Source organism: Nonomuraea basaltis, assembly GCF_005893125.1.
GTDB classification, from domain to species: domain Bacteria; phylum Actinomycetota; class Actinomycetes; order Streptosporangiales; family Streptosporangiaceae; genus Nonomuraea; species Nonomuraea basaltis.
This window is the reverse complement of the sequence record NZ_VCJS01000053.1, coordinates 22,370-46,357: the sequence shown is the minus strand read 5'-3', so window position 1 is coordinate 46,357 and position 23,988 is coordinate 22,370. Positions and strand designations below refer to the sequence as shown.

General features: G+C 70.9%; 25 protein-coding genes and 1 pseudogene. 13 read left to right on the top strand and 13 right to left on the bottom strand.

What is annotated here, in order from left to right; genetic code table 11:
- Positions 1-16: 16 nt before the first annotated feature.
- Together EJK15_RS24895 and EJK15_RS24890 are read left to right on the top strand one after the other, a co-directional pair.
- Complete coding sequence (locus EJK15_RS24895; protein ID WP_138712870.1) at positions 17-1,396, top strand: DHA2 family efflux MFS transporter permease subunit; 1,380 nt, start codon at positions 17-19, stop codon at positions 1,394-1,396.
- Between the two features lie 166 nt (positions 1,397-1,562).
- Entirely contained in the window at positions 1,563-2,039 is a 477-nt protein-coding gene (locus EJK15_RS24890; RefSeq protein ID WP_138712869.1) for a winged helix-turn-helix transcriptional regulator, read from the top strand.
- A 79-nt stretch (positions 2,040-2,118) separates the two neighbouring features.
- Here EJK15_RS24890 and EJK15_RS24885 read toward each other — a convergent pair whose 3' ends face one another.
- The 3 genes from EJK15_RS24885 to EJK15_RS77685 form a co-directional block, all read right to left on the bottom strand.
- Positions 2,119-2,418, bottom strand: coding sequence for a hypothetical protein (locus EJK15_RS24885; protein WP_240777188.1), 300 nt, complete (start codon positions 2,416-2,418; stop codon positions 2,119-2,121).
- Positions 2,419-2,441: 23 nt separating this feature from the next.
- Entirely contained in the window at positions 2,442-3,392 is a 951-nt protein-coding gene (locus tag EJK15_RS24880) for a metallophosphoesterase (protein WP_138712868.1), read from the bottom strand.
- Between the two features lie 113 nt (positions 3,393-3,505).
- The gene (locus tag EJK15_RS77685; RefSeq protein ID WP_420847085.1) at positions 3,506-3,979 is read right to left on the bottom strand and encodes a methyltransferase domain-containing protein; all 474 of its coding nucleotides are present in this window, start codon (positions 3,977-3,979) and stop codon (positions 3,506-3,508) included.
- Between the two features lie 28 nt (positions 3,980-4,007).
- Here EJK15_RS77685 and EJK15_RS74795 point away from each other — a divergent pair, with 28 nt between their 5' ends.
- The 3 genes from EJK15_RS74795 (at position 4,008) to EJK15_RS24865 (ending at position 5,665) form a co-directional block, all read left to right on the top strand.
- The gene (locus EJK15_RS74795) at positions 4,008-4,148 is read left to right on the top strand and encodes a hypothetical protein (protein WP_240777187.1); all 141 of its coding nucleotides are present in this window, start codon (positions 4,008-4,010) and stop codon (positions 4,146-4,148) included.
- Between the two features lie 162 nt (positions 4,149-4,310).
- Complete coding sequence (locus EJK15_RS24870; protein ID WP_240777186.1) at positions 4,311-4,640, top strand: PadR family transcriptional regulator; 330 nt, start codon at positions 4,311-4,313, stop codon at positions 4,638-4,640.
- Complete coding sequence (locus tag EJK15_RS24865) at positions 4,637-5,665, top strand: hypothetical protein (protein ID WP_138712867.1); 1,029 nt, start codon at positions 4,637-4,639, stop codon at positions 5,663-5,665. The genes EJK15_RS24870 and EJK15_RS24865 overlap by 4 nt, the downstream gene beginning before the upstream one ends.
- Positions 5,666-5,808: 143 nt before the next feature.
- Here the strand turns inward: EJK15_RS24865 and EJK15_RS24860 are convergent, their stop codons facing one another.
- A complete protein-coding gene (locus EJK15_RS24860; RefSeq protein ID WP_138712866.1) occupies positions 5,809-6,642 on the bottom strand; it encodes a carbohydrate ABC transporter permease in 834 nt (277 codons plus the stop codon).
- A gap of 145 nt (positions 6,643-6,787) precedes the next feature.
- Positions 6,788-7,054 (bottom strand): annotated as a pseudogene (locus EJK15_RS74790) (extracellular solute-binding protein); the annotation flags it as partial.
- 504 nt (positions 7,055-7,558) lie between these two features.
- Between EJK15_RS74790 and arfA the strand changes: the two are divergent.
- Positions 7,559-9,058 (top strand): arabinosylfuranosidase ArfA, encoded by a 1,500-nt coding sequence (arfA, locus tag EJK15_RS24850; RefSeq protein WP_138712865.1) that lies wholly within the window; start codon positions 7,559-7,561, stop codon positions 9,056-9,058.
- 115 nt (positions 9,059-9,173) lie between these two features.
- On the opposite strand, the gene EJK15_RS24845 is transcribed toward arfA, so the two are convergent.
- The 3 genes from EJK15_RS24845 to EJK15_RS24835 all read right to left on the bottom strand — a co-directional run bounded on the left by EJK15_RS24845 (position 9,174) and on the right by EJK15_RS24835 (position 11,420).
- A complete protein-coding gene (locus tag EJK15_RS24845) occupies positions 9,174-10,196 on the bottom strand; it encodes a LacI family DNA-binding transcriptional regulator (protein ID WP_138712864.1) in 1,023 nt (340 codons plus the stop codon).
- A 220-nt stretch (positions 10,197-10,416) separates the two neighbouring features.
- A complete protein-coding gene (locus EJK15_RS24840; protein WP_138712863.1) occupies positions 10,417-11,109 on the bottom strand; it encodes a DUF6348 family protein in 693 nt (230 codons plus the stop codon).
- A 17-nt stretch (positions 11,110-11,126) separates the two neighbouring features.
- The gene (locus tag EJK15_RS24835; protein WP_138712862.1) at positions 11,127-11,420 is read right to left on the bottom strand and encodes a VOC family protein; all 294 of its coding nucleotides are present in this window, start codon (positions 11,418-11,420) and stop codon (positions 11,127-11,129) included.
- Between the two features lie 224 nt (positions 11,421-11,644).
- On the opposite strand from EJK15_RS24835, the gene EJK15_RS24830 reads away from it, so the two are divergent.
- From EJK15_RS24830 to EJK15_RS24815, 4 genes are all read left to right on the top strand, one after another.
- Entirely contained in the window at positions 11,645-12,490 is an 846-nt protein-coding gene (locus EJK15_RS24830) for a sulfotransferase family protein (protein ID WP_138712861.1), read from the top strand.
- Positions 12,487-13,665 carry a glycosyltransferase family 4 protein gene (locus tag EJK15_RS24825; protein WP_138712860.1) on the top strand — a complete coding sequence of 393 codons (1,179 nt, stop codon included), beginning with the start codon at positions 12,487-12,489 and terminating at the stop codon, positions 13,663-13,665. The genes EJK15_RS24830 and EJK15_RS24825 overlap by 4 nt, the downstream gene beginning before the upstream one ends.
- A 158-nt stretch (positions 13,666-13,823) precedes the next feature.
- Positions 13,824-14,705 carry a D-alanyl-D-alanine carboxypeptidase family protein gene (locus tag EJK15_RS24820; protein WP_138712859.1) on the top strand — a complete coding sequence of 294 codons (882 nt, stop codon included), beginning with the start codon at positions 13,824-13,826 and terminating at the stop codon, positions 14,703-14,705.
- 142 nt (positions 14,706-14,847) lie between these two features.
- Positions 14,848-15,912 carry a WD40/YVTN/BNR-like repeat-containing protein gene (locus tag EJK15_RS24815; protein WP_171074513.1) on the top strand — a complete coding sequence of 355 codons (1,065 nt, stop codon included), beginning with the start codon at positions 14,848-14,850 and terminating at the stop codon, positions 15,910-15,912.
- Between the two features lie 55 nt (positions 15,913-15,967).
- Here EJK15_RS24815 and EJK15_RS24810 read toward each other — a convergent pair whose 3' ends face one another.
- Positions 15,968-16,597 (bottom strand): alpha-ketoglutarate-dependent dioxygenase AlkB, encoded by a 630-nt coding sequence (locus EJK15_RS24810; protein WP_138712858.1) that lies wholly within the window; start codon positions 16,595-16,597, stop codon positions 15,968-15,970.
- 170 nt (positions 16,598-16,767) lie between these two features.
- On the opposite strand from EJK15_RS24810, the gene EJK15_RS24805 reads away from it, so the two are divergent.
- Together EJK15_RS24805 and EJK15_RS24800 are read left to right on the top strand one after the other, a co-directional pair.
- Positions 16,768-17,535, top strand: a complete 768-nt coding sequence (locus tag EJK15_RS24805) for a VOC family protein (RefSeq protein WP_138712857.1) — start codon at positions 16,768-16,770, stop codon at positions 17,533-17,535.
- A gap of 181 nt (positions 17,536-17,716) precedes the next feature.
- A complete protein-coding gene (locus EJK15_RS24800) occupies positions 17,717-18,874 on the top strand; it encodes an MFS transporter (RefSeq protein WP_138712856.1) in 1,158 nt (385 codons plus the stop codon).
- Between the two features lie 86 nt (positions 18,875-18,960).
- Here EJK15_RS24800 and EJK15_RS24795 read toward each other — a convergent pair whose 3' ends face one another.
- The 3 genes from EJK15_RS24795 to EJK15_RS24785 form a co-directional block, all read right to left on the bottom strand.
- Positions 18,961-19,416 carry a hypothetical protein gene (locus tag EJK15_RS24795; RefSeq protein ID WP_138712855.1) on the bottom strand — a complete coding sequence of 152 codons (456 nt, stop codon included), beginning with the start codon at positions 19,414-19,416 and terminating at the stop codon, positions 18,961-18,963.
- A gap of 251 nt (positions 19,417-19,667) precedes the next feature.
- Complete coding sequence (locus EJK15_RS24790; protein WP_138712854.1) at positions 19,668-20,216, bottom strand: GNAT family N-acetyltransferase; 549 nt, start codon at positions 20,214-20,216, stop codon at positions 19,668-19,670.
- Between the two features lie 42 nt (positions 20,217-20,258).
- Positions 20,259-20,966, bottom strand: a complete 708-nt coding sequence (locus tag EJK15_RS24785) for a sirohydrochlorin chelatase (protein WP_240777185.1) — start codon at positions 20,964-20,966, stop codon at positions 20,259-20,261.
- 258 nt (positions 20,967-21,224) lie between these two features.
- Between EJK15_RS24785 and EJK15_RS24780 the strand changes: the two genes are divergently transcribed.
- Positions 21,225-22,520 (top strand): MFS transporter, encoded by a 1,296-nt coding sequence (locus EJK15_RS24780; RefSeq protein WP_138712853.1) that lies wholly within the window; start codon positions 21,225-21,227, stop codon positions 22,518-22,520.
- An 83-nt stretch (positions 22,521-22,603) separates the two neighbouring features.
- Here EJK15_RS24780 and EJK15_RS24775 read toward each other — a convergent pair whose 3' ends face one another.
- The gene (locus EJK15_RS24775; RefSeq protein WP_138712852.1) at positions 22,604-23,935 is read right to left on the bottom strand and encodes an MFS transporter; all 1,332 of its coding nucleotides are present in this window, start codon (positions 23,933-23,935) and stop codon (positions 22,604-22,606) included.
- Between the last annotated feature and the right edge of the window lie 53 nt (positions 23,936-23,988).

Genomic DNA, 23,988 nt, shown 5'->3' with positions numbered 1-23,988 from the left:
CCACTAGGGGGCTGCGGTGGAGTCACGCTGGCTGGTCCTGATCGTCACTTCCGTAGCCGCGTTCATGGCGTTGCTGGACGTCACGATCGTCAACATCGCCTTTCCCGCCATCAGCCGCTCGTTCGCCGGCGGCTCCCTGTCGGACCTGTCGTGGGTGCTGAACGCCTACAACGTGCTGTTCGCCGCGGCCCTGGTGCCCGCCGGGCGGCTGGCGGACCGGATCGGCAGGCGGCGGATGTTCCTGGCCGGGGTGGTGCTGTTCGTGGCGGCGTCGATCGTCTGCGGGCTGGCCGTCTCGCCGGGCATGCTCATCGCCGGGCGCGCGGTGCAGGCGCTCGGCGCCGCTCTGCTGATGCCCTCGTCCCTGGCGCTCATCCTGCCGGAGTTCGCCCAGGGACAACGGGCCATGGCGACGGCCATCTGGACGGCGACGGGAGCGCTGGCCGCCGCGGCCGGCCCGTCGCTCGGCGGGGTGCTCGTCGAATGGCAGGGCTGGCGGTCGGTGTTCCTGATCAACCTCGTCATCGGGGCGGCCATCCTGCTGCCCGCCACCCGCGTGTTACGCGAGCACAAGGACGAGCGGGCCGCGTCCTGGCCGGACGCGGTGGGCGCGCTCCTGCTCGCCGGCGGGGTGGGAGCGCTGGCCCTGGCCATCGTCAAGGGACCCGACTGGGGCTGGCTCTCCGCGGGCACGTTGACGTCCATGGTCACCGCGGTCATCCTGCTCCCGTGGTTCGCGGTCCGCTCCGCCCGTCACCCGTCGCCGATGATCGAGATGAGCCTGTTCCGCATCAGATCGTTCTCGCTGGCGAGCGCGGGGACGCTGGCGTTCGGCATGGGCTTCTTCGCGCTGCTCCTGTGTAACGTGCTCTTCCTCACGAGCGCGTGGCACTACTCGGTCGTACGCGCCGGGCTGTCGCTCACCCCCGGCCCGCTCATGGTCGCGCTCGTCGCGCCGATCGCCGGGCGGCTCGTCTCCCGGTACGGCGCTCGCGCGGTGGCCGTGCCGGGAAACCTGCTGTTCGCCGCCGGTTCCCTGATCTTGTTCCTCAGAACGGGAAGCGAGCCCGACTACCTGCGCGACCTGCTCCCCGGACTGCTGGTCGGCGGGGTCGGGATCGGGCTTTCGCTGCCCTCGCTCGTCACCGCCGCCGTCACCGGGCTGCCCCACGAGCGCTTCGCCACCGGCTCGGCCATCGTCACCTGCTTCCGTCAGCTCGGAGCCGTCCTCGGCATCGCCGTCCTCGTGGCGCTGCTCGGCGACGACCAGGTGTCCGTCGCCGCCTTCCACCGCGTATGGCTCGGCATCGCCATCTCCGGCCTGGCCGCCGCCGCCATCAGCACAGCACTCGGCGGCAGCCGTACCGGCTCATCACTGGAGAGGACCGCCGTATGACCCACGATCCCGAACTCGAAGCGCTCACCGAAGCCGTGCAGTGGCCGGGCGCGGACTCGCGCTCTACCGTCTGATCGAGCGGTACCAGCAGCTGGCCCCGTTCCAGTTCATCGTCTACACGGAACTGGCCGGACTCGAAGTGCCGGCCGCTCAGTAAGTTGGAGATGTGCTCAACCGTCATTACCAAGGCCAGATCTGCTCGGTCGCCCGAACCCTGGAGGTGGTGGGCGACCGGTGGACGCTGCTGGTGATCCGCGACGCGCTGCGCGGCACCCGGCGGTTCGACGACTTCCAGGCCGGCCTGGGAGTCGCCCGCAACGTCCTCACCGACCGGCTGACCAGGCTCTGCGAGCACGGCCTGCTGGAAAAGCAGCTCTACCAGACCAGGCCCGCGCGGCACGAGTACGTGCCCACCCGCAAGGGGCTGGACCTCTGGCCAACGATCATGTCGTTGATCATGTGGGGGGACCGCCATCTCGCGCCCGACGGCCCGCCCCTGCTCACCCGCCACCGGGGCTGCGGCGGCGCTCTGACCCCCGCGCTCACGTGCGACCGGTGCGGGGCCTCGCTGGGCCCGGCCGATGTCGAGCTGCTACCGGGACCAGGTGCGGGCCACGCGCAGGCGGAAGATCCGCCGGCGTGACCGTGCGGGCGGGATCACGGGGCGCCTCCTGACCCGCGGGCGATGTCGGCGAGGGTGATCTGGTCGGCGAGCCGTCGGGTCAGGTGCTCACCTGGTGCAGACCCCAGCGGCGGCGCAGCGCTTGGTCCGCGGCGCCGAAGACGCGGTCCACCACGATGCCGATGACCAGGATGACGGTCATCGTGGCGAGCAGGCCCGCGGAGTCGGCCAGCTCGCGCGCGTAGTGCCGCTGCTCGCCGAGTGAGGCGTGGTTGGCGATGATGACCAGCAGCTCGCCGGCCATCAGCGACCGCCACGCGAAGGCCCAGCCCTGCTTGAGCCCGGCCAGGAAGGACGGCAGCGAGGTGGCAGGATGAGCACTGGTACGGCAGAGGGTCACCGGTTCATATCCCAGTACCGTCGTCAGCCGGCCGCCACGGTTTGCGGCTGCCACGAGAAGACGGCGGGTGACATGGGATCGGCGGTGACACGGAGCCAGTGGGCGGCCGTGTCGCCGTACGTTTCCAGGCGGGTCAGGTTGGACACCCCGGCGTAGCCGGGCTCCACCTCGTAGACGTGCTCGTCGCCGTGCGCGAGCACGACCGGCTTGCCGTACGCCCGCGCCCGCTCCACGATGCGGGCTCTGATCTCGGCGAATCCCGGTGTGGTCAGGGGCTCGGCCTGCATCAGCAGCAGGACGCCTGGCGCCTGCGTCCGCCGGGCGACGGAGAAGGTGTGGTCGATCCAGTCCAGCGCGGCGGCCTTGCGCGCCTCGAACTCGGCCAGGCGCTCCTCAGGCCGGTCGCCGCCGGGCAGCTGGCTCCACGGGGCCAGGTCGTTCTCGCTGCCGACCACGTGGACCGCGGCGAAGACCACGCGGGCCCGGGTGAAGAGCACGTTCTCGCGGTAGTCACGGTGGCGAGGATCGCGAGCCTGGGTACGCACGCCCATCGGGTGCTCGCCGAGGGTACGTCCCGCGACGGGATAGAAGACGCGGCGGACCGCCTCTAGCCGCTCGGTGGGGAGGTAGCCGCCGGCGGCGGTGCGGTGGCAGTCGGTCCACTCGTTGTCGCCGGGAGTCAGCACGAACGGGTCGTCGAACGTGCCGAACAGCCCTGCCAACGTCTCGAAGCGGGCGTCGTCACAGGTGGAGGAGCCGTTCTTGACGTCGCCTGCGTGCAGGACGAAGCGCACGTCGGCATCCGCGTCGATGGACTCGACCAGGCTCGGGAACGCGGCCTGCTGGGCGTCGCCGTACGGGGTGTCGCCGATCAGGGCGAACGTGACGGCGGGCCCGGAGTCGGCGTGCGCCGGGCCGGACGGCACGGCCAGCGACGCGGTGATGAGGGCGGCCAGAAACAGAGATTTGCGCATGGGCGAATCTCTAGCAGCCGCCGGACACCGCCCGATGACGCCGAGCCGACGCCCCGGCGAACGCCGACGGACGAGCGCCTCCGGCAAACCCGTTCAACAAGGGCGCCCGCGGCCTACGCAGGCAACTCCCAGAAAGGCCCGTCAGGCTCGCCAAGCCACACCGATTGCCTCTCGGGCGTTACGGTCAGCCGAAGCCGGATTGGTGCGGCCGTCCGGCTTCCTGCCATGTCTCGATGGCTTTCTCCACCGCATCCCACAGGCGAATCGGCCCGTGCTGGTGCACTGTCCACCCGCCTGCGGGGTCCGGCCGTGTATCGGCTCGCGAGCCGGTGCCGACATCGACCAGGAACGTGGCGTCTTCGCCCCAGGAAACCTGCGCTTGTGGAACGGCGAGCTGGGCGACCCGAGCTGGGCGACCCGAGGTGAGCGAACGCGGTCTCGCCCATCCATCCGGACATGGGGGTGGTGATGGTCCCCCCTGCGCGGACCTGTTGCAGCCATGCCGGGGGGATAGTGCGAACGGAGCATGTCGCGATGAGCCGATCGTACTCGGCGTTCTCCGCGTACCCGTACAGGCCATCTCCCACCGCCAGCGTGGGGGCGTAGCCCGCCCCGGTGATCGCGCCGCTGGACGGCTCCGGCGGCGCCGAACCCGCCGCGCATACCGCGACCGCTCCAGCGATGCCGGTCCCCAGCCGGGCCGCCATCCTGGAGGTGGCTCGGCAGGCGATCGAACGGAACCTCACTCGATCATGACAGCCGCCGGCGGCGGCTCGGCAGCCGCCAGGCGCTGCGGGGCTGTAACCGCGCATGTAGGGGTGTAGAGGGCAAACCAGCGACTGTGCTGACCGGCGAGGTGGTGTCAATGTCCTCGCAGCATCTCTGACGATATCTTGTGTAATAGGATATCCTGGATGGGTGAACATTACTGAGCCCATGTTCCTGGCAATGACCGCGCTGGTGGACGAGCCCCGGCACGGCTATGGGATCGTTCAGGAGGTCGATCGGCTGTCCGTGGGACACGTTCAACTCAAGATCGGCACCCTTTACGGCGTGCTCGACCGGCTCTCGGCCACCGGCCTGGTCGAACTCGACCGGGAGGAGGCCCAGCAAGGGCGGCTGCGGCGCTACTACCGGCTGACCGATGATGGCGCCAAGGCGCTCAGGGAAGAGGCCGCCAGGATGGCCGCCGCCGCCGAGACCGCCACCGCCCGCCTGCGGGCCAGGACGGCCGGAGGCGCCGCATGAGCCTGCTCGAACAGCGCTACCGCTCCGTCCTGCGCCTGTTGCCGGCCTATTACCGCGCCGAGCGCGAGGAGGAGATGGTGGACGCGTTCATGGAGCTGTCGGGCGAGGTGCCCGACGAGGCGAACCCGCAGCCCCGGTGGGGCGAGATCGCCAGCGTGCTGTCTCTATCCTTGCGGGTGCGCCTCGGCGGCGCGGGAGCTTCTCCGCGCTTCGTCGCCTGGGGCGAGGCCGTCCGGCTCGTGGCGCTGCTCGGACTGGGCTATCAGGCCGTGGGCAGCGTCAACCAGCTCCTGCACTGGGGTTACGCGCTGGCGTTCGGCACGGACGTCGCGTTGACGGGCCTGCCAGGCTCCGTCGAACGGCTGGTGTCGATCGTCGTCTCCGCGGCGGGCCTCTGCTCGGTCGTCGCATTCGTGGCGATCATGCGCGGCCATGTCAGGACGGCGAAGGTCACGGCCATGATCGGCGTGTCACCCACACTGATCTACACGCTGATCCCGATGATCCTGGCCGGGCCCCTGACCGACCGGCCGCTGTCGGAACCCGCGACCCTGGTGTTCACGGCGGCGCCGGTGATCGCGCTCCTGATGGGCTTCCACAGCGATATCACGCCGCGACGCCGGTCGTGGGCGGCCACCCTGTCACCGGCGGCCGCCGGCCTGGCGGTGCTGGGCGGCACCTGGCTGGTCGTCGCCCTGCGACCGTACAACCTGGACTGGCTCTACCTGTGGCTGGGCTTCGGCACGACGATCCTCGTGTGGGCCGCGGGCGCCGTGGTTGTACTCGCCCGCCGGAGCTCCCCGTCATGGGCGCTGGCCATGACGGCCACCGGGCTGCTCCTGCTGACGGTGCGGCTGCCGCTGCTCGGCAACCTTCCCGAGGGCGCCTCGTGGACGATGGTCTGCGCCCAGTGCGCGGTGCTCTGGGCGCTGTCCACCGCGCTCGCCTGGACGGGTGCACGGGGCCTGCCGGGCGCGTCCGGGACCGCAGCCCTGACTTCCAAGGTCGGGGAAAGAGCGGAGTAGCCCGCCCACCAGGAGGCCCGCTCGGGCTTCTGACCAGGGGCCGGCGCGGGGGCTGTCCGGGCGGGCCGGCGGCGGGCGGGTTCGCGGCCGGCCTGCCGGCGCTACCGCTCGCCGCCGGACGGCGGGCTACTTGGGGCAGCTCGTCACTGCCCGGCGAGGCCGGTGTGGGCGACGCCGCGGACGATCTGCCGCTGGAACATGACGAAGACCACGAGCAGCGGCAGGCCGGCCAGGACGACGGAGGCCATGATCTGGGCGTACCGCAGGCCGAAGGTGCCCTGGACGACGTTCGCCAGGCCCACCGGCAGCGTCATCGTGTTCGGGTCGGTGGAGACGAGGAACGGCCAGAGGAAGTTGTTCCACGTCGTGATGAACGTGAAGATCGACACCGCGGCCAGCACGGGCCGCGACAGCGGCAGCACGATCGTGAAGAACACCCGCCAGCGCCCCGCCCCGTCCACGAACGCGGCCTGCTCCAGCTCGGGCGGCACGTCCTGGAAGAACTTGTACAGGATGAAGACGATCAGGGGCGCGGCCACCTGCGGCAGGATGATCGCCCACCAGGTGTCGACCGGTCCGAGCGCGACCATCTCCGCGAACAGCGGCGCGATCAGGACGTGCGGCGGCACCATGATGCCGGCCAGGATGACAGCGAGCAGCACCCGCTGGCCGCGGAACTGCGTGCGCGCGAACCCGTACGCCGCCATCGCCGAGAACAGCACGGTCAGGAACGTGACGATCACCGCGGTGACCGTCGAGTTGATCGCCCACTTGACGATGCCGCCGGTCTCCAGGACCAGCGCGTAGGAGTCGAAGGTGATCTCGCTGCCGATCCACTGCAGCGGGATGATCGTGGTCTCGTCCTCGGGTTTGAGCGAGGTGGCCACCGCCCAGGCGATGGGCGCGAGCCAGATCGCCGCCAGCACCAGCGCCACGATCAGCAGGATGAGCTGGCTGAAGCTGAACCGCTTGGTCATGACGAGCCCTCCGCGCGCTTGCGGAACAGCCGGAGCTGTGCCAGGGAGACGATGACGATGATGGCGAACAGGACCCGGCCGTGCCGCAGATGTCGGTGTTGTAGTACTGCACCATCGGGTGGGCGTCGAACGGGATCGCGTACAGGACGCCGTCGAGGTGGGCGCGCTCCCAGATCGGCGGGCTGAAGTCGGCGGCGCGCAGGCCGGTCTCCTCCAGGAGTTTCACGTCGATGGGGTCGAGGATCGCGCCGGCGCCGATCCCGGCGAGCCGGGCCAGGTGGAAGGTGGCCAGGTCGGGCGAGCGGCCGCCGGAGCCGGCCATCGCGATCTTCGTGTAGTACGGCTCGCCCCAGGCGAGCACGTTCTCCTCGACGAAGATGCCGGGGTTGTCCTTGGCGAACGCCTTGACCATCTGGTTCATGATGATGCCGTCGCTCGCACCGAGGAAGTGCCAGTACTGGACGCGGGTCTGGGACGAGCCGAGCCCCACCGGGATGGCGCAGCCCGTGGCGGCGGCGCCGACGAGTGCCAGACTGCCACCGAGGAGATTCCGGCGGGTGATGTGAGGGGGACCTTGCACAGTGGCCTCTTCCTTCACCGAGCTATCGGTTGGCCGTGTTCTCGCGAGTTGTCACGTGTTCTCGTTAACAAAGAGACGGTCCAGGGCAGCCATGAACGGGCCTCCGGGCGACGGGCGCCGGGAGGCGGGGCGAGCCTCCCGGGTAGCGGCGGTCGCCGTACGGGACCCCGTGTTTCGTTGGGGTTACCCGAGTGTTAGCGGTAACACCAAGTGTGTCAAGACCCGTGGTCAAGCGCTCGCTTGTGGCCTGTGGAGCCCGCACGCCCCTTGACCTGATCCGCTGATAACGCTAACAATCTGGAACGACGTAACGCCCGCGAAACAGGAGTCACCTTCGTGCATCAGGCCAAACTCACGATCGATCCCGCGTTCAAGGTCGCTCCGGTACGCCGGCGCACCTTCGGCACGTTCGTCGAACACCTCGGGCGATGCGTTTACACCGGAATCTACGAGCCCGGCCACGACTCGGCCGACGAGGACGGCTTCCGCCGCGACGTGCTGGACCTGACGAGGGAACTGGGCGTGTCCACGGCCCGTTACCCCGGCGGCAACTTCGTCTCCGGCTACCGCTGGGAAGACGGCGTCGGGCCCAAGTCCGAGCGGCCGCGCCGGCTGGACCTGGCCTGGCACAGCACCGAGACGAACGAGGTCGGCGTCGACGAGTTCATGCGCTGGTGCCGCAAGGCCGACGTGGAGCCGATGATGGCGATCAACCTCGGCACCCGCGGCATCGAGGCGGCCCTCGACCTGCTGGAGTACTGCAACCACCCGTCCGGCACCACGCTGTCCGACCTGCGCGTCGCGGGCGGCGCCAAGGAGCCGCACGGGATCAGGATGTGGTGCCTGGGCAACGAGATGGACGGCCCCTGGCAGACCGGCCACAAGACGGCCCACGAGTACGGCCGGCTCGCCGCCGAGACCGCCCGCGCCATGCGCATGGTGGACCCCGGGCTGGAGCTGGTCGCCTGCGGCAGCTCGGGCTCCGGCATGCCGACCTTCGGCGCGTGGGAGGCCACGGTGCTGGAGGAGGCGTACGACGTGGTGGACTACATCTCCTGCCACGCCTACTACGAGGAGAAGGACGGCGACCTCGGCAGCTTTCTGGCCTGCTCGACCGACATGGAGTACTTCATCTCCTCGGTCGTGGCCACCGCCGACCACGTCGGGGCCCGGCTCAAGTCGCGCAAGAAGATCGACATCTCCTTCGACGAGTGGAACATCTGGTACCTGTCACGCTTCCAGAACGCCGAGCCCCGCACGGACTGGCCGGTCGCGCCGCCGCTGCTGGAGGACCACTACCACCTGGCCGACGCGGTCGCCTTCGGCGGCCTGCTGATCACGCTGCTGCGCAACAGCGACCGGGTGACCGCCGCCTCCCTGGCCCAACTGGTGAACGTGATCGCGCCGATCATGACCGAGCCCGGCGGGCGGGCGTGGAAGCAGACCACGTTCCATCCGTTCGCGCAGGCGTCCAGGCACGCGGCGGGCGACGTGCTGCGGATCGAGCCGGTCTCACCGTCGTACGAGACGGCCGAGTACGGCGAGGTGCCGCTGCTGCACGCGGTGGCCACGCACTCCGAGGAGGGCACGACCCTGTTCGCGGTGAACCGCTCGGCCGACCGGCCGCTCTCCCTGGAGATCGACGCCCGGGCGCTCGGCGGCCGAGCTCCGGCCCGCATCGTCGAGGCCACGACGCTGACGGACCCGGACGTCTACGCCCGCAACACGGCCGACGACCCCGACCGGATCGCGCCCCGGCCGAACGCGGACGTCGAGCACGACCCGATGCGGGTCCTGCTGCCGCCGGTGTCGTGGAACGTGATCAGGCTCGCCTGATCCTCATGAGCTGATCTCGGGCACGGCGCCGATGCCGTCCCCGCCAAGGGTTCTCGGGCACGGCGCCGATGCCGTCCCTGCGAAGCGGGTCTCGGGCGCAGCGCCGATGCCGTCCCTACGAAGCGGGCTTGGGGGCGGCGCCGGTGCTCTCCCGGACGACGAGCTCCGGCTCCACCAGGCGCCGCGCGCCCGGCTCGGCGCCCGCCATCCGGTCCAGCAGCATGTGGAACGCGTACCTGCCGACCTCCCCGAAGTCCTGCCGCACCGTCGTCAGCGGCGGCCAGAAGTAGGCGGCCTCGGGGATGTCGTCGAACCCGGCCACGCTCACGTCCTCGGGGACGCGCCGCCCCGCCTCGCGCAGCGCCCGCAGCACGCCGAGCGCCATCTGGTCGTTGGCCGCGAACACGGCGGTGACCTCGGGATCCTCGGCGAGGCTGCGGCCGAGCCGATAGCCGGAGCGCGAGCTCCAGTCGCCGCGCAAGACCTCGGGCACCGGCCGCCCGGCGGACTCCAGCACCTCGCGCCAGCCCTCGATGCGGTCGTTGGCGTCGAGCCAGTCGGCCGGCCCTGCCACGTGCCAGACGGTCTCGTGGCCGAGGCTGAGCAGGTGCCTGGTCGCTCGGACGGCGCCGGCCCGCTGGTGGACCTTGGCCACGGGCACGGGGATGTCGTCGCCCGCGTCCACCGCGACCACCGGCATCTCGGGCGGCAGGTGGCGCAGGCCGTCGGCCGCCGACTCGTGCGGGGCGACGATGATCACGCCGTCGACGGCCTGGGCGCGCAACCGCTGCAGGCCCTCCTCCATCGACCGGCGGTTGAGCGAGCTGAGGCTGGCGATGCTGACGTTGTAGCCGGCGTGCCTGGCGGCCTGCTCGATGCAGTAGAGCGTGGAGGCCGGGCCGTAGAGCGTGGTGTCGATGCTGACCACGCCGAGCACGCCCGAGCGGCCGGTGACGAGCTGGCGGGCGGCCTGGTTGGGCCGGTAGTCGAGCTCCTTTACGGCGGCCAGCACGCGGGCCCTGGTCTCGGCCCGGACCCGTTCGGGCGCGTTGAGCACCCGCGAGACGGTCATCGTGGAGACGCCGGCGAGGACGGCGACGTCCGTCAGCACCGCAGGCCTGCCGTCCCTGGATTTCACCCCGGCTCACCCCCCTTGGCGGTAACGCTAACAGGCCAAGGGGGTGAGCGCGCGATCAGTTTTCCCTGTGGACGCGGGGCCGGCGTTGCTCCACCTCATACCGGCCGCAGTGACCACTGCTGGCAGTTGTTGTTCAGCTTCCTTGCTTCCGTGGGATTCCGCGATTGTTAACGCTCACGTGAAGGGTGTCAATCGACGCTGAAACTTTCACCGCCTGTGTTCACCCGGTCTCGTCGTGGACCAGCAGCATGAACGTGCGGGCGTAGGACACGCCGTTCGCGGGGCGCGGCCAGTCGAGGTCGGCCAGCGCTCGCGACCCCGCCTCGTGGTAGTCGCCGTTGACCCGGATCTCGGCGGTCTCGCTGCCCTCGCCGCCGCCGAAGAACGCCTTGACGCCGTTCAGGCGGGCGCGGCCGAACGTGCCCTTCAGCGCGGGCGCCAGGTGCGGGAGCAGCACGTGCCGCACGGCCCACCGCTGGACGGCGTCGTGGTCGTCGCCGGTGCCCCAGCCGGTGATGCCGCCGTGGACGGCGTGCCATCCGGGGAAGCCGTCCGGGTCGGCGGGGCCGAAGTGCCCGGCGAACGAGCCGTCCTGGGTGAGGAGCTCGAGGACCGCGCTGGCGGTGGTGTCCAGCCATACCTGTACGGCGCGGTCGACGGCCTCCTCGGTGGTGGCGCCGTACCCGACCACGCAGTCGGTGATCGTGGTGTCCTCGGGGCGGTCGACGTCGAGCACGAAGTCGAGGTCGAGATGGGCGGGGCCGCCCGCGTGGTCGTCGCGCAGCACCACGCCGACCGTGCCGGGGCCCTTGGCCAGGCCGTCCCGGATCTGCCAGGGCCTGCCCGTCGCGGCCGACAGCCGACCGGCCACCATGCCGAGGACCGTCTCGCCCGGCAGGCGTGCCTCGTCCACGCCGATCTCCCCTCGCCTCAGCCGCGTACGCGCACCTCCACCGCGCGGCCGTCCGGGTCGCGCAGCACGCGCCGTCCCGGCGGGTGGTCCGGGAGGGCGGCCACCTCGAACCCGAGCCGCAGCGCCCCGGTCTCCCCGCAGCCGGTGGCCGGGTAGAACTCCACGACGAGCCCGTCGCCCAGCGTGGCCGCGTAGTGCGTCGGGCCGTCGCGGTGCTGCTCAGCGCGGAAGTCCAGGCCGAGGGAGGCGTAGAACGCCCGGCACTCCTCGATCCTAGCGGTGTAGATCACCAGAAGATTCGCCCGGGCCATGGGATCAAGACTACCCGTTTGGATCATGGGCCACCCCTATGCCCACCCTCGGGCGCCAGGTCCAATTCGCCGGGCGTGTCCGGCGCGGCGGCAGCCCGATCCGCGGCGTCCGGCCGGCGCACCCGATCCTGGCGCGGAAACACCCCGCCAGCGGCCGCAACCTGAATGCGCGTCTCGTATCGTTGCCAGCGAATTACCAGGAACGGACGGTAGTCTGCCTCGGCATGAACTGGCAGCGTAAGGTGAACAAAGCGCTGGTCAGGTTCACCGGATTCCAGATCGAACGGATAGGGAAAGAGCCGTCTCCCCCGCCCGTTCCCGAGATCAGACCGCCCGCGGATCCGCTAACCGACCGGCTGCTCGAAGCCCCTGTGTTCCTCCTGTCCCCCGTCCGGTCCGGCTCGACGCTTCTGCGCTCGATACTGAACGCCCACTCGGCCCTGCACGCTCCCCATGAGCTGCACGTACGGCGTCTTCGGGTGCAGTTCGACACGAATCTGGCCTCGAAGGCGATGGCAGCGCTCGGGCACAACCAAGCCGATCTGGAGCATCTGCTGTGGGACCGCGTCCTGCATCGGGAGCTGGTTCGCAGCGGGAAGCGGTACATCGTGGACAAGACGCCTGCGAACGCCTTCGCCTACCAGCGCATCGCCACGTGCTGGCCGGACGCGCGCTTCATCTTCCTGCTGCGCCACCCCGCGTCGATCGCCACGTCCTGGCACGAGGCCAGCCCGGACAAGCGCACTCCGGACGACGCCGCGCTGGACGCGCTGCGGTACATGAAGGCCGTCCAGCGGGCCAGGAAGGCGCTGCCCGGCCTGACCGTCAAATACGAGGAGCTCAGCGCCGAGCCGGAGCGGATCACCCGCGAGATCTGCGCGTTCCTGGCCCTGGAGTGGGAGCCCGAGATGCTCTCGTACGGCAAGCAGCCCGTCCTGGAGAAGGGGCTCGGGGACTGGCGCGACAAGATCCGATCCGGCACCGTCCAGCCGGCCCGCGAGCTTCCCAGCGAGGACCAGATCCCGGACACGCTGAAGCCCATCAGCCGGACCTGGGGGTACATCCCGTGAAGATCCGCTATCTCATGCTGCACGCCTACGGCATGGGCGGCACCATCCGCACGGTCGTCAACCAGGCGAACGCGATGGCCGCGGCGGGACACGACGTCGAGCTGGTCAGCCTCGTGCGGCGGCGCGACACCCCCCAGTTCTCGCTGGACCCCAAGATCACGATCACCACGCTGGTGGACCAGCGGGCCGGCAGGCAGCCCGACTCGATCGGGCGCAAGGCCTGGCGCAGGGTACGCGGGAAGCTCGTGCCACGCGGGGAGTTCGCGGCCGACTACTTCACCGAGCGGGTGGAGTGGGCCGCGATGGAGTACGTCTCCAAGCTGCGCGACGGCGTCCTGGTCACCACGCGGCCCGCGCTGAACCTGATCTCCGCCCGCCGTGCCCCCAAGAACGTCATCAGGGTCGCCCAGGAGCACATGAACCTGTCGGCCTACCCCGAGACCATCCGCAGGCAGATCGCCCGCTACTACGGGCGGTTCGCCGCGATCACCGTGCTGACGCGGACGAACCAGCTCGAATACCAGCGGCTGCTGCCCAAGACCCCGATCGTGCAGATCCCGAACGCCGTCCACAAGGTCGAGCAGGAGCGTTCCAAGCAGGTGAACCCCGTCGTGATCGCGGCCGGGCGGCTGGTGCCGCAGAAGGGGTTCGACTTTCTCGTCCCGGCCTTCGCGCAGGTGGTGGCCGAGCATCCGGAATGGCGGCTGCGCATCTTCGGCACCGGGCCGCGCAAGGGGCAGCTCACCGGGCTCGTCGAGCAGTACGGGCTGCGCGACCACGTGGAGCTGCCGGGGCGTACCGACCGGCTGGAGAAGGAGCTGACCGACTCCTCCGTGTACGCGCTGAGCTCGCGGTTCGAGGGCCTGCCGATGGTGATGATCGAGGCCATGACGCACGGACTGCCCGTGGTCGCGTTCGACTGCCCGACCGGGCCGCGCGACGTGCTGACCGACGGCGTGGACGGGGTGCTCGTGCGGCCCAGGGACGTGGACGCGCTGGCCGCCGCGCTGAAGCAGGTCATCGCGGACCGGGAGCTGCGGGTGCGGATGGGCAAGGAGGCGGTGAAGACGTCGCGGGCGTACGCGCCGGAGCTGGTGATGCCGATGTGGGAGGACCTGTTCTCGGAGCTGCTGCAGGGGGAGCGCGTGGTGGACAACTTCTGGAGCCCTCGGTGACGCTGGTAGGGATGTTCCTGCTGGTGACATAGTTTCGGACATTCCTGAAAAGATTTACCTGGCGAAATCTCCGACCATATCGGCGTTATTGGGCCATTTGCCGTGAAGTGTCGCTTATTTCGGCAAAAGCACCCCCAAAGGCGCGGCAGCCTGGGCCCATGTGTATCCAGAAAGCCCGCCTGGCCGTGCTGGCCGGCGCCTTTGCCCTGGTCACGGGGGTCGCCGTGCCCGCGTACGCGGACGCGCCGGCTCCGCTTGCCGCCGCCTCCGCCGCTCTTGACGCGCCCGCGGTGTACGGCCGGGCGGCCTATCTGATGGACGCCTCGTCCGGCGAAGTGCTGTTCGAAAAGGACGGCGCCGAGCGCATGCCGATCGCCAGCCTCACCAAGACGATGACGGCATATGTCGTACTGAAGAACGCCAAGCCGACGGACGTGGTCCAGATCCGGGCCGCCGACGTCGCATACGCCGAGGACGGCGGTGGCACCACCGCAGACCTGCGCGCCGGCGACCGTCTCACGGTGGGCGAGCTCCTCTACGGCCTGATGCTGCCCTCGGGGGCCGACGCCGCCCACGCGCTGGCCCGCACGTACGGGCCCGGCGTCGACGGCTTCGTCGCCAAGATGAACGCGACCGCGCGCGAGCTGGGCATGAAGGACACCGAATACGTCAACGCCGACGGCCTGCCCACGCCGGGCGGCGACGGCTACTCCACGGCGCGGGACCAGGCCGTGCTGGCCGCCAAGGCGCTGCAGGTCCCGCAGATCAAGCAGGCGGCCGGCACCCGGTACCACTCGCTCGACGCCACCGATGAGCACCGCTCGTACAGCTGGCGCAACACCAACCGGCTCCTGAGCACGCCGGGGACGATCGGGCTGAAGACCGGTTTCACGCGGGCGGCCGGGTTCTGCCTGGCGTTCGCGGGCGAGCGGGATGGGCGGCGACTGGTCGGCGTACTGCTCGGCGAGTCGGTCTCCAGCCGCCGCTTCACGACGGCCGGGGCCTTGCTGTCCTGGGGATCGGCCCGCCAGGCCGCCTGACTGGCGCTGTGAACGGGCCGCCCACCCGGCTCGCGCAGTTGGACGGGCCGCCCACCTGACACCTGGGCGGGCCGTCAGCGTGGGGCGTGCCCGAGAAGTCCAGCCATGGACGGCGTTGATCCTTTGGGTTAGTTTGCCCGACATGAAGCTTCGTATCGTGTTGAGCGGGCTGTCAGCGGCCTTCGTGCTCGCAGCCGTGACGGCCCCGACCCCCGCCCACGCCGGCCCGCCGGGACTCGGCTGGGAGCTCAAGGAGACCGGGGTGACGGCGCGTCTGCGCGGCCTGTCGCCCGTCAGCCGCGACGTGGTGTGGGCCTCCGGCTCGGGCGGTACGGTGCTGAGGACCGTGGACGGCGGGCGGAGCTGGCAGAACGTCTCACCGCCCGGCACCACGGAGCTCCAATTCCGCGACATCGAGGCGTTCGACGCGCGCCGGGCCGTGGCGCTGTCCATCGGCGAGGGCGCGGACTCGCGGGTCTACCGCACCGAGGACGGTGGGCGTACCTGGGCGGAGACGTTCAGGAACGACGAGCCACGGGCGTTCTACGACTGCCTGGCGTTCTTCGACCGGCGGCACGGGCTGGCCATGAGCGATCCGGTGGACGGCAGGTTCCGGATCCTGGCCACGGAGGACGGCGGGCGGAGCTGGCGGGTGCTGCCCTCCGACGGCATGCCTGAGGCGCTGCCTGGCGAGGCCGGGTTCGCGGCGAGCGGGCAGTGCCTGGTCACGGCGGGCGGCCGGGACGTGTGGCTGGCCAGCGGCGGGGCGGAGCGGTCGCGGGTGTTCCACTCGGGTGATCGCGGGCGTACGTGGACGGTGACCGACACGCCGATCCCAGCCGGGGATCCGGCACGGGGCGTGTTCGGCCTGGCCTTCCGCGACCGGCACCGGGGCATCGCGGTCGGCGGCGACTTCCGCCCGGACCAGCAGTCGCCCAGCGCGGGCGCGGTGACCGGGGACGGCGGAGCCACCTGGCAGGCCGCCGCCACCTCGCCGCCGGCGTACCGGTCAGGGGTGACGTGGCTGCCGTACCCGCCGTTCGCGGCCGTCGCGGTGGGGCCGACCGGGAGCGATGTGACGTACTCGGGCGGGCGGAGCTGGGAGACCTTCGACGGCGGCTCGTTCGACACGGTGTCGTGTGCGCACGACGGCGGGTGCTGGGCTGCGGGCGAGCAGGGCCGCGTCGCGAGACTCACGCTGAGGTAGCGCGACACCGGCGTGGGCTGCGGCTGCGGCAGGCCTGTGCGGCGGGGCTCAGGGGTCAGCGGACGTCGCGGGGGCGGAATTGGATGCTGATTCGCGGCCCTGTGGGACGGGTCGTTTTCGGGATGGCGTGTTCCCAGGTGCGCTGGCAGCTGCCGCCCATCACGATGAGATCGCCGTGGCCGAGGTCGTGGCGGATCGAGGGGCCGCCGCCTCGTGGGCGGAGCAGGAGGGGGCGGGGGTCGCCGACCGAGATGATCGCGACCATCGTGTCCTCGGTGCTCCCCCGGCCCATCGTGTCCCCGTGCCACGCCACGCTGTCGCGGCCGTCGCGGTAGAAGCAGAGCCCGGCCGTCCGGAACGGCTCGCCCAGCTCCTCGCCGTAGTGGGCGTTCAGCGCACACTTGGCGTCCTCGAGCACCGGGTCCGGCAGGGGCTCGTCCTCGTCGTAGAACTTGAGCAGCCGGGGCACGTCCACGACCCTGTCGTACATCCGCCGCCGCTCGGCCTGCCACGGCACCGCCTCGGCGAGCCGTTCGAACAGCGTGTCGGCGCCCGACAGCCAGCCCAGCCTGAGGTCGATCCAGGCGCCGTGGCCGAGGTGGGCCCTGCGGACCGCGGCGCCGAGCGGGCCGACGCCGAGCTCCTCATCGAGACCCAGCAGAGATGCTTGGAACGCGGCTGTCATGGTGCCGAGTCTACGCCACAGTTCAAACACGCATTCGACTGCGGTGGTGGTCGCTTTTGCCGGCGGGTCGTGCCAGTCTGTCTATCGCCGGATACGAGTGGCGTCGCCCTCAGCCCGCGCCGTGAGGTGAGGAGGCCACCCACCGCTTCGTCACACGAAGGAGCAACGCCATGCTCACCACCCACTACCTATCGGGCACCCCCTGCTGGATCGACGTCAACAGCCCCGACGTCGAGCGGTCCAACGCCTTCTACACCGGGGTCTTCGGCTGGCGGTCGATCACGCTCGGCCCCGAGCACCGGGACTACCGTCTCTGCCAGGTCGACGGCAAGACGGTCGCCGGGATCAGCCAGGCCACCGAGGACAATCCGGACGCGGCGTGGCTGACGTACTTCCAGACACCGGACGCCGACGCCATCGCCAAGACCATCGAGCAGGCGGGCGGCGCGATCCTCTCCCCGCCGCGCGACATCGCGGGGCAGGGCCGGATGGCGGTGTTCGCGGATCCTGCGGGGGCGCGGTTCGCCGTGTGGCAGCCGGGCGCGAACAAAGGGCTCGACCTGGTCACGGACCCAGGCTCGCTCGGCTGGATCGAGCTCTACGTCCCCGATCCCGTCACCGCGCGCCGCTTCTACGAAGCGGTCTTCGGCTGGTCCATCGCCGACATGCCGATGGGCGACACGTCCTATCCCGTGATCACCCCCGCCGGAGGCGGTGAGACGTCGTCGATGGCCGGCATCGTCCAGCTTGAGCCCGGTGACAGCCCGCACTGGCTGCCGTACTTCGAGGTGCCCGACTGCGACGCCACGGTGGCGATCGCGCAGCAGCTCGGCGGCACGGTGCAGGCTCCTGCGCTGAGCGTGGAGGGGGTCGGGCGCATGTCGTTCCTCTCCGACCCGTACGGCGCCCGCTTCGCGGTCATCACCAGCTCCGCATGAGCGGCGAGGCCCGGCCTGTGCGGCACGCAGTCCGTACAGGCCGGGCCTGATCCCCTCGCCTGCCCCGAGCCGAGGGCGGCGCGGGGCGACTTCCCAGCTCAAGAGGACCTTTCCCTCAGTGTGCCGCATCTAACGTCGGCCCGCGTTCTCCTGTAACGTCTTATGGGTGTTATCCCGTTACATGGCAGGTGCCGTCGCCGCCCGCGCCGGTGACGAGATGTCGGGGCCCGCCCTGCTGATCGCCGGGCTGGCCGTCACGGGCTCTCCCCTGGTGGCGTCCTGGCTGCTGGCCGGGCTGACCGTCTCGGCCGCGGCCGGCGGGCCGCTGCTCGGGGTGCTGCTCGATCGGGCCCGGCGGCCAGGGCGCCTGCTGGCGTGGTGCCTGTCCGGGTACGCGGCCGGGCTGCTGCTGGTCCTGTACGGCCTGGGCTGGGCTCCTGACGCGGCCCTGGTCGCGATGGCCATGGCGACCGGCCTGCTGGGGCCCGCGCTCACCGGCGGCTGGACGGCGCAGCTGCCCCTGGTGGCCGGGCCGGAGCGGTTGGGCCGGGCGAACGCGCTCGATTCCATGAGCTACAACGTGGCCGGGCTGGCCGGTCCGGCGGTGGTGGGGGTGGTGGTGGCGGCCGCGGGCGACGGCGGGGCCGCGGTGCTCGTGTCCGCCGGGCTGCTCATCGCCGCGCTACCCATCGCGTGGGCTCTGCCATCACGCAGCAGGCCCGCCGCCCCTGTCGGTGCTGTCTGGGGGGAGCTGGTCGCGGGGTTCGCTGTCATCGTCCGGAACGTCGCGCTGCGGCGGGCGACGGCCGGGTCCATGATCTCGTGTGCGGGGCTGGCCGTGCTCGTCGTGTCCGCGCCCGTGCTCGGCGCCCGGCTCACCGGCGAGAGCGCGTACGGCGCGCTGCTCCTGGCCGTCACCGCAGCGTGCGGGCTCGCGGCGAACGCGGTGATCGCCGCGCGCGGCCGGGTGCGGCGGTGGGACGCGGTGCTGGTGTGGGGGACGGCGGTGCTCGGCGCGGGGATGGCGCTGGCGGCCGTGGCCGGGTCGTTCTGGGTCGCCGTGGTGGCCGCGGCCGTGGCCGGGGCGGGCGAAGGGCCGCAGCTGACCGCGTTGTTCTCGGTACGGCATCGCGAAGCGCCCGCCCGCCTGCGCGCCCAGGTGTTCACCACCGGCGCCAGCTTGAAGATCACCTCGTTCGCGCTCGGGTCGGCGCTGGCCGGCCCGCTGGCGGCGTACTCGCCCACCGCGTCCCTGCTGGCGGGCGCGGCACTGCAGGCGGTGGCCGTGGCCACGCTCGCGCTCCGGCGAAGCGTCGGCTCCCCGACACCGATGCGGTGAACGCGGCCGCGTAGGAGACCCGCACCCAGGATCCACGCCGGACAGCCGCAACCGCCAGCCGGACTATCCCGATTTACGGGATGGCCTTAAAGGTAGGCCTTGGTCGCGCTCACCAGCTCGGCCGCCGCGTCACGCGTGTCGACGTAGAGGGCGGAGTCGGGGGTGCGCTCGCGTATGTCCTGGTCGCGGATCGCGAACACGGCCGGAGCCACGCCCACGTCGCCGTAGCGCCCGGCCACGGCCTCGCCGATCGCCTCCCGCACGTCGCAGACCACCTCCCGCGCCGTGTGACCCGGACCGGAGGCGGCGAGGTAGCCCAGCATCCCGGCGAAGCGCAGCTCCACCTCGGCCGCCGGGTGCTGCTCGGGCAGCACGGGCCGGTCCAGCCAGAAGACCTTGCCCGCGAGGAACGCCTCATAGCCGGCGCCCTCGTGGCCGAGCACGCGCGCCGTCTCGGCGAGCAACTCCCCGAACTCGGCCAGCTCCGCCTCGGGCGGCAGGTCCGTCGTGACGAACAGGGGCACGATCAGCGAGTCGCGCATAGGACCATCCCTCCGTGAGGAGCCTCATCGTAGGGTGCCCGACCGACAATCCTCGTCCCCGCCACACCGCGGCCCGCGGTGTCGGCGTTCCGCCGGGCCGCCCATACGCCGCGAAGACTTGACTGGCACCTCAAAAGGGCCGGGGAATTACTGCGGATCCTTGACAGGGCGCGAGTGGAGGACTTCGGAGTGGACGGCACGCGCGCCGGCGTCGAGCGGGTCGCCGCCATGGTCCTCGAAGGCCGGCGCGCCTAGCGCTCCGTCCACTCGTCCTCGATCGCCGAGTGCACGATCGAGTCGCGCCACCCGTGCGGCGTGTGCACGTGGTGCCGGATGCGGCCCTCCTCCACCATGCCCGCCGTCAGCATCGCGAGCTGGGCGGGCAGGTTGGACGGAGAGCGGGCGCCCCAGATGCGGTGCAGCCCGAGCTGCTTGAACCCGAACGACAGCAGCAGCCGTACGAGGTCCGTGCCGGTCCCGCGCCCCCACTGGTGGGGATGGAGGCCGAAGCCGATCTCCGCGCTGTGCGGATGGTCGGCCTCGACGTGCAGGCGGGCCACCCCGATCAGGTCGCGGCGCTCGGCGTCGACCACCGCCAGCACGTAGAGCAGGCGCGGCTCGGCGCAGGCCGCCTCCATGGCCCGGTCGACGAGCCCGGCGACCTCCCGCAGGCTGCGCGGCGCGAACGGCATGTGCTGCGTCACCGTCGGATCGCCGTAGATGGCGTGCAGGGCGGCCACGTCGGCCTCTGTGACGTCACGGAGGCCGAGTCGCTGACCGTTGCACACCACTCGACGCATGCGCAGAAGGTAACGCGAGTTCCGTGATCTTTACAAGTCTTGTCAAGTCGCGAGTTGACTCCCGTAAGCTCGCGCGACAAGTTCGGCGACAGCACTGTGTGAGCCGAGCGGCTCCGCGTGCCCGGCGTTGATCTCCGCGGCGGCCTGCCCGACGATTCCCGCCGGGGCCTCGTGGCCGATCATGCAGGGGGCGATCGCCAGCCGTTCGGCGCCCGCCGTACGTAACCGCTGGGCCGCGACGGTCACGCCGGGGTCGCTGTCGAGCGAGGCTGCGACGACCGGGAGCGTGAGCCTGGAGGCCAGCAGCACCGCGGTGGCCTGCACGGCGCGCACCGCCCGCTCGCCGCCGACCGTGCCGAGGATGACGGCGTCGACGGGGCTCGAGACGTTCAGCAGGCGTACGCGGTCGACGCGGGCCAGGCCGCGCTCGGCGAGCCGGATGTGCAGCGCCTCGGCCAGCAGCGGGTGCGGCCCGAGCGCGTCGGTCACCACGGCCCCGGAGCCCGTGGCCACGACGGCCTTGCCTATCTCCGCCATGACGACCGGGTCTTCCCAGGTGAGCAGCGGCACGATGACGGCTTCGCGGCCGGCGGGCAGGGAGTCCGCCAGGTCTGCCACGCTCGTCAGCCGCACCTCGATCTGCGGGTTGTCGACGCGTACCACGGCCGCGATCTCTTCCGCCACGCCCGCGGTGTCGCCGGGGGTGGCGAGCACGAGCATGGGGGCTTCCGGCGGCAGGGAGGTGGGCACGGGACGGCGGTGGCGACCACCGCCCGGCCGGGGGGAACGTTCACGTACAGGCAGGCTCACAGGCGCGCAGTTTATGCCCATTTCTTGCCCCTTGTTCCGTGAATAGATGGCGATTCCGTCACAACGCTCATCCAGTGATCGAGATCACATCGTAATCCGGCGAAACGTTGACTTGTCCATACAAAACGGAAAGCTAGGAGCAACTAGAAGCGCGTTCTAGAGCGACCTCCCATAGCCGTCCGTCCCCCGGAGGATGGAATGAAGCCGTTCTATGTCCGCGAGCTGAGTGTCTACCCCGTCGGCCGCCGCCGGATCTTCCTGCTGGCGATCGCCGTGCTGGCGAGCCTGGTGGCCAATTTCGAGACCACGATCGCCACCATCCTGCCCCTCCTCATGGAGGACCTGAGCATGTCGCTCACGGTCTACGGGCAGATCGCCGCGCTGTCGGTGCTGGTCGGCGGGCTTTCCGCCGCGTTCGGCGGCATCCTGTCCGACCGGTGGGGGCGGGTCACGATCCTGGTGCCGACCCTGACCGTCACGGCCGCCTGCAACTTCCTGCTTGCCACCGTGGACTCCGTGGCGGAGCTGTTCTGGATCCGCTGCCTGATGCTGTTCATCGAGGGCGCGGGGATCACGATCACCGCGTCGCTGGTGCGGGACTTCTCACCGCGGCTGGGGCGGGCGCAGGCGTTCGCGTTCTGGACGTGGGGGCCGATCGGGGCGTCGTTCCTGGCCTCGTTCATCGCGGGGTTCACGCTGCCGCTGTTCGGCAACGCGTGGCAGTCGCAGGCGATCATCATGGGCGTCGTGTCGCTGACCATGTGCGGGATCATCATCTGGAAGATCGCCGAACCGTCGGGGGCGCTGCGGGCCGAGGTGCTGCAGGCCGAGGAGGCCGTGCGGGCCGAGGGGCGGATCGAGCACGGCCGGCTGCGGGAGCTGTTCAGGCATCCGCACCTGTGGGCGCACGTCCTCGGCAACACCGGCTGGCAGATGCTCTACTGGACGTTCGCGATCTTCGGGCAGACCATCCTGGCGGGTGCGTTCGGCATGGACCCGGCCGCGGCCAACCGGGTGGTGGCGCTGGGCATCGTGCTCAACGCCGTGGCCGTCGTCATCGTCGGCCGGATCTCGGACCGGATCCAGCTGCGCAAGCCGTTCACGGCCGTCGGGACGGTGCTGACCGCGGGGGCGCTGGCGTACTTCATCGCGCTGATCGGCCCCGGCGTCGCGGCCGCGCACGTCACCGTCGTGTACGCGCTGATCTACCTGTTCATGGGCATCGCGTACGTGCCGTGGATGGCCAACTTCTCCGAGGACGCCGAGGACGTCGATTCCCGGCTGCAGGGCTCCGCGCTCGGCATCTGGGGCATGGTCGTCCGCGTCATGATCGTCGCGCTGCTGGTGGTGTCGCCGATGGTGGTGGAGGCCGGCGGCTGGCAGACGTGGCTGGGCGTGGCGCTGGCCGGGCAGGCCGTCTTCCTGGTCTCGATGGTGGCCTTCAAGGGCAGATGGCGGACGGCCCGCGCGGCCGCGCCGAAGGTCCCTGCCTGACCGCAAGCGCGGGCGGCGTCGGCAGCCGCCGCCCGCGGCTTTCGCGGCAGTCATCGAAGGTCCGGGCCGAGGTCGGCGGAGGTTCAGGCGAACGGCCCGACCTGGCCGGGGTGCCGGGGCTGCTGGGCGGGCTCGGGCGTGGCGATGTCGAGGTCGCGGGTCTCCGGCGCGATGGCCAGGCCCACGGCCGTGACCGCCAGGGCGATGACCACGTAGATCGACACCGCCACCGTGGTCTTGTACGTCTCGAACAGCTGCAGCGCGATGATCGGCGCCAGCGCGCCGCCCACGATGCCGGCCACCTGGTAGCCCATGGAGGCGCCGCTGTAGCGCAGGCGCGTGGTGAACAGCTCGGCGATGAACGCGGCCTGCGGCCCGTACATGGCGGCGTGCGTGATCAGCGCGACGACGGCGGCCAGCGCGATCAGCGGGAAGGACTTCGTGTCCAGCAGCGGGAAGAACGCGAACACCCACACCGCCGCGCCGGCCACGCCCGCGAAGTAGACGGGCCGCCGGCCCACCCGGTCGGACAGCGCGCCGAACAGCGGGATCAGCACCAGCTGCAGCGCCGAGCCGATGAGCACGGCGTTCAGCGCCACCGAGCGGTTCAGGTCCAGCTGCTGGGTGATGTAGACGATGATGTACGCGGTGAAGGTGTAGAACGCCACGTCCACCCCGATCCGCGCGGTGAAGGCGGACAGCAGCGCGCGCGGGTGCGTGCGCAGCACCTCGACCAGCGGCATCTTCGCCTTGGCGCCCTGCTGCTCGACCTCGGCGAACAGCGGCGACTCGGTGATCTTCAGCCGCACCCACAGGCCGACGAACACCAGCGCGCCCGACAGCAGGAACGGCACCCGCCAGCCCCACGACAGGAACGCCTCGTCGGACTGGACGAACGACAGGAGCGTGAGCAGGCCGGTGGCCAGCACGTATCCGGCCGGAACGCCGACCTGCGGCCAGCTGGCGTTGAAGCCGCGCCGCCTGCTGTCGCCGTGCTCCAGCGACATGATCACCGCGCCGCCCCATTCGCCGCCGAGCCCCAGGCCCTGCGCGAACCGCAGCACCGCCAGCAGGATCGGCGCCATCACGCCGACGCTCGCATAGCCGGGCAGCACGCCGATGAGGAACGTCGAGACGCCCATCACCAGGAGCGTCACCACCAGCACGGTCTTGCGGCCCACCCGGTCGCCGAAGTGGCCGAACACCACCCCGCCGAGGGGCCTGGCGACGAACGCGACGGCGTTGGTGGTCAGGGACGCCAGGATCGCGCTGAACGGGTCGAGGGACGGGAAGAACAGCTTGGGGAAGACCAGCGTGGCCGCCGTCGTGTAGAGGAAGAAGTCGTACCACTCCAGCGACGTGCCGATCAGGCTGGCGAGGATGACTCGCCGGGTCTGGTGCGTGGAGCTTGACATCGATCGCCCCTTGGTTGTCGAGGAAGATAGTTTCAACGTAAGGATCGTTGAAC

Excerpts from the sequence above, each read along its gene's own strand:
- EJK15_RS24795 (WP_138712855.1), bottom strand. The coding sequence starts at position 19,416 with ATGCGCGACTCGCTGATCGTGCCCCTGTTCGTCACGACGGACCTGCCG.
- EJK15_RS24815 (WP_171074513.1), top strand. The coding sequence starts at position 14,848 with ATGAAGCTTCGTATCGTGTTGAGCGGGCTGTCAGCGGCCTTCGTGCTC.
- EJK15_RS24790 (WP_138712854.1), bottom strand. The coding sequence starts at position 20,216 with ATGCGTCGAGTGGTGTGCAACGGTCAGCGACTCGGCCTCCGTGACGTC.
- EJK15_RS24860 (WP_138712866.1), bottom strand. The coding sequence starts at position 6,642 with ATGACCAAGCGGTTCAGCTTCAGCCAGCTCATCCTGCTGATCGTGGCG.
- EJK15_RS24775 (WP_138712852.1), bottom strand. The coding sequence starts at position 23,935 with ATGTCAAGCTCCACGCACCAGACCCGGCGAGTCATCCTCGCCAGCCTG.
- EJK15_RS24810 (WP_138712858.1), bottom strand. The coding sequence starts at position 16,597 with ATGACAGCCGCGTTCCAAGCATCTCTGCTGGGTCTCGATGAGGAGCTC.
- EJK15_RS24800 (WP_138712856.1), top strand. The coding sequence starts at position 17,717 with ATGGCAGGTGCCGTCGCCGCCCGCGCCGGTGACGAGATGTCGGGGCCC.
- EJK15_RS24835 (WP_138712862.1), bottom strand. The coding sequence starts at position 11,420 with ATGGCCCGGGCGAATCTTCTGGTGATCTACACCGCTAGGATCGAGGAG.
- EJK15_RS24805 (WP_138712857.1), top strand. The coding sequence starts at position 16,768 with ATGCTCACCACCCACTACCTATCGGGCACCCCCTGCTGGATCGACGTC.
- EJK15_RS24780 (WP_138712853.1), top strand. The coding sequence starts at position 21,225 with ATGAAGCCGTTCTATGTCCGCGAGCTGAGTGTCTACCCCGTCGGCCGC.
- EJK15_RS24830 (WP_138712861.1), top strand. The coding sequence starts at position 11,645 with ATGAACTGGCAGCGTAAGGTGAACAAAGCGCTGGTCAGGTTCACCGGA.
- EJK15_RS24880 (WP_138712868.1), bottom strand. The coding sequence starts at position 3,392 with ATGCGCAAATCTCTGTTTCTGGCCGCCCTCATCACCGCGTCGCTGGCC.
- EJK15_RS24865 (WP_138712867.1), top strand. The coding sequence starts at position 4,637 with ATGAGCCTGCTCGAACAGCGCTACCGCTCCGTCCTGCGCCTGTTGCCG.
- EJK15_RS24820 (WP_138712859.1), top strand. The coding sequence starts at position 13,824 with ATGTGTATCCAGAAAGCCCGCCTGGCCGTGCTGGCCGGCGCCTTTGCC.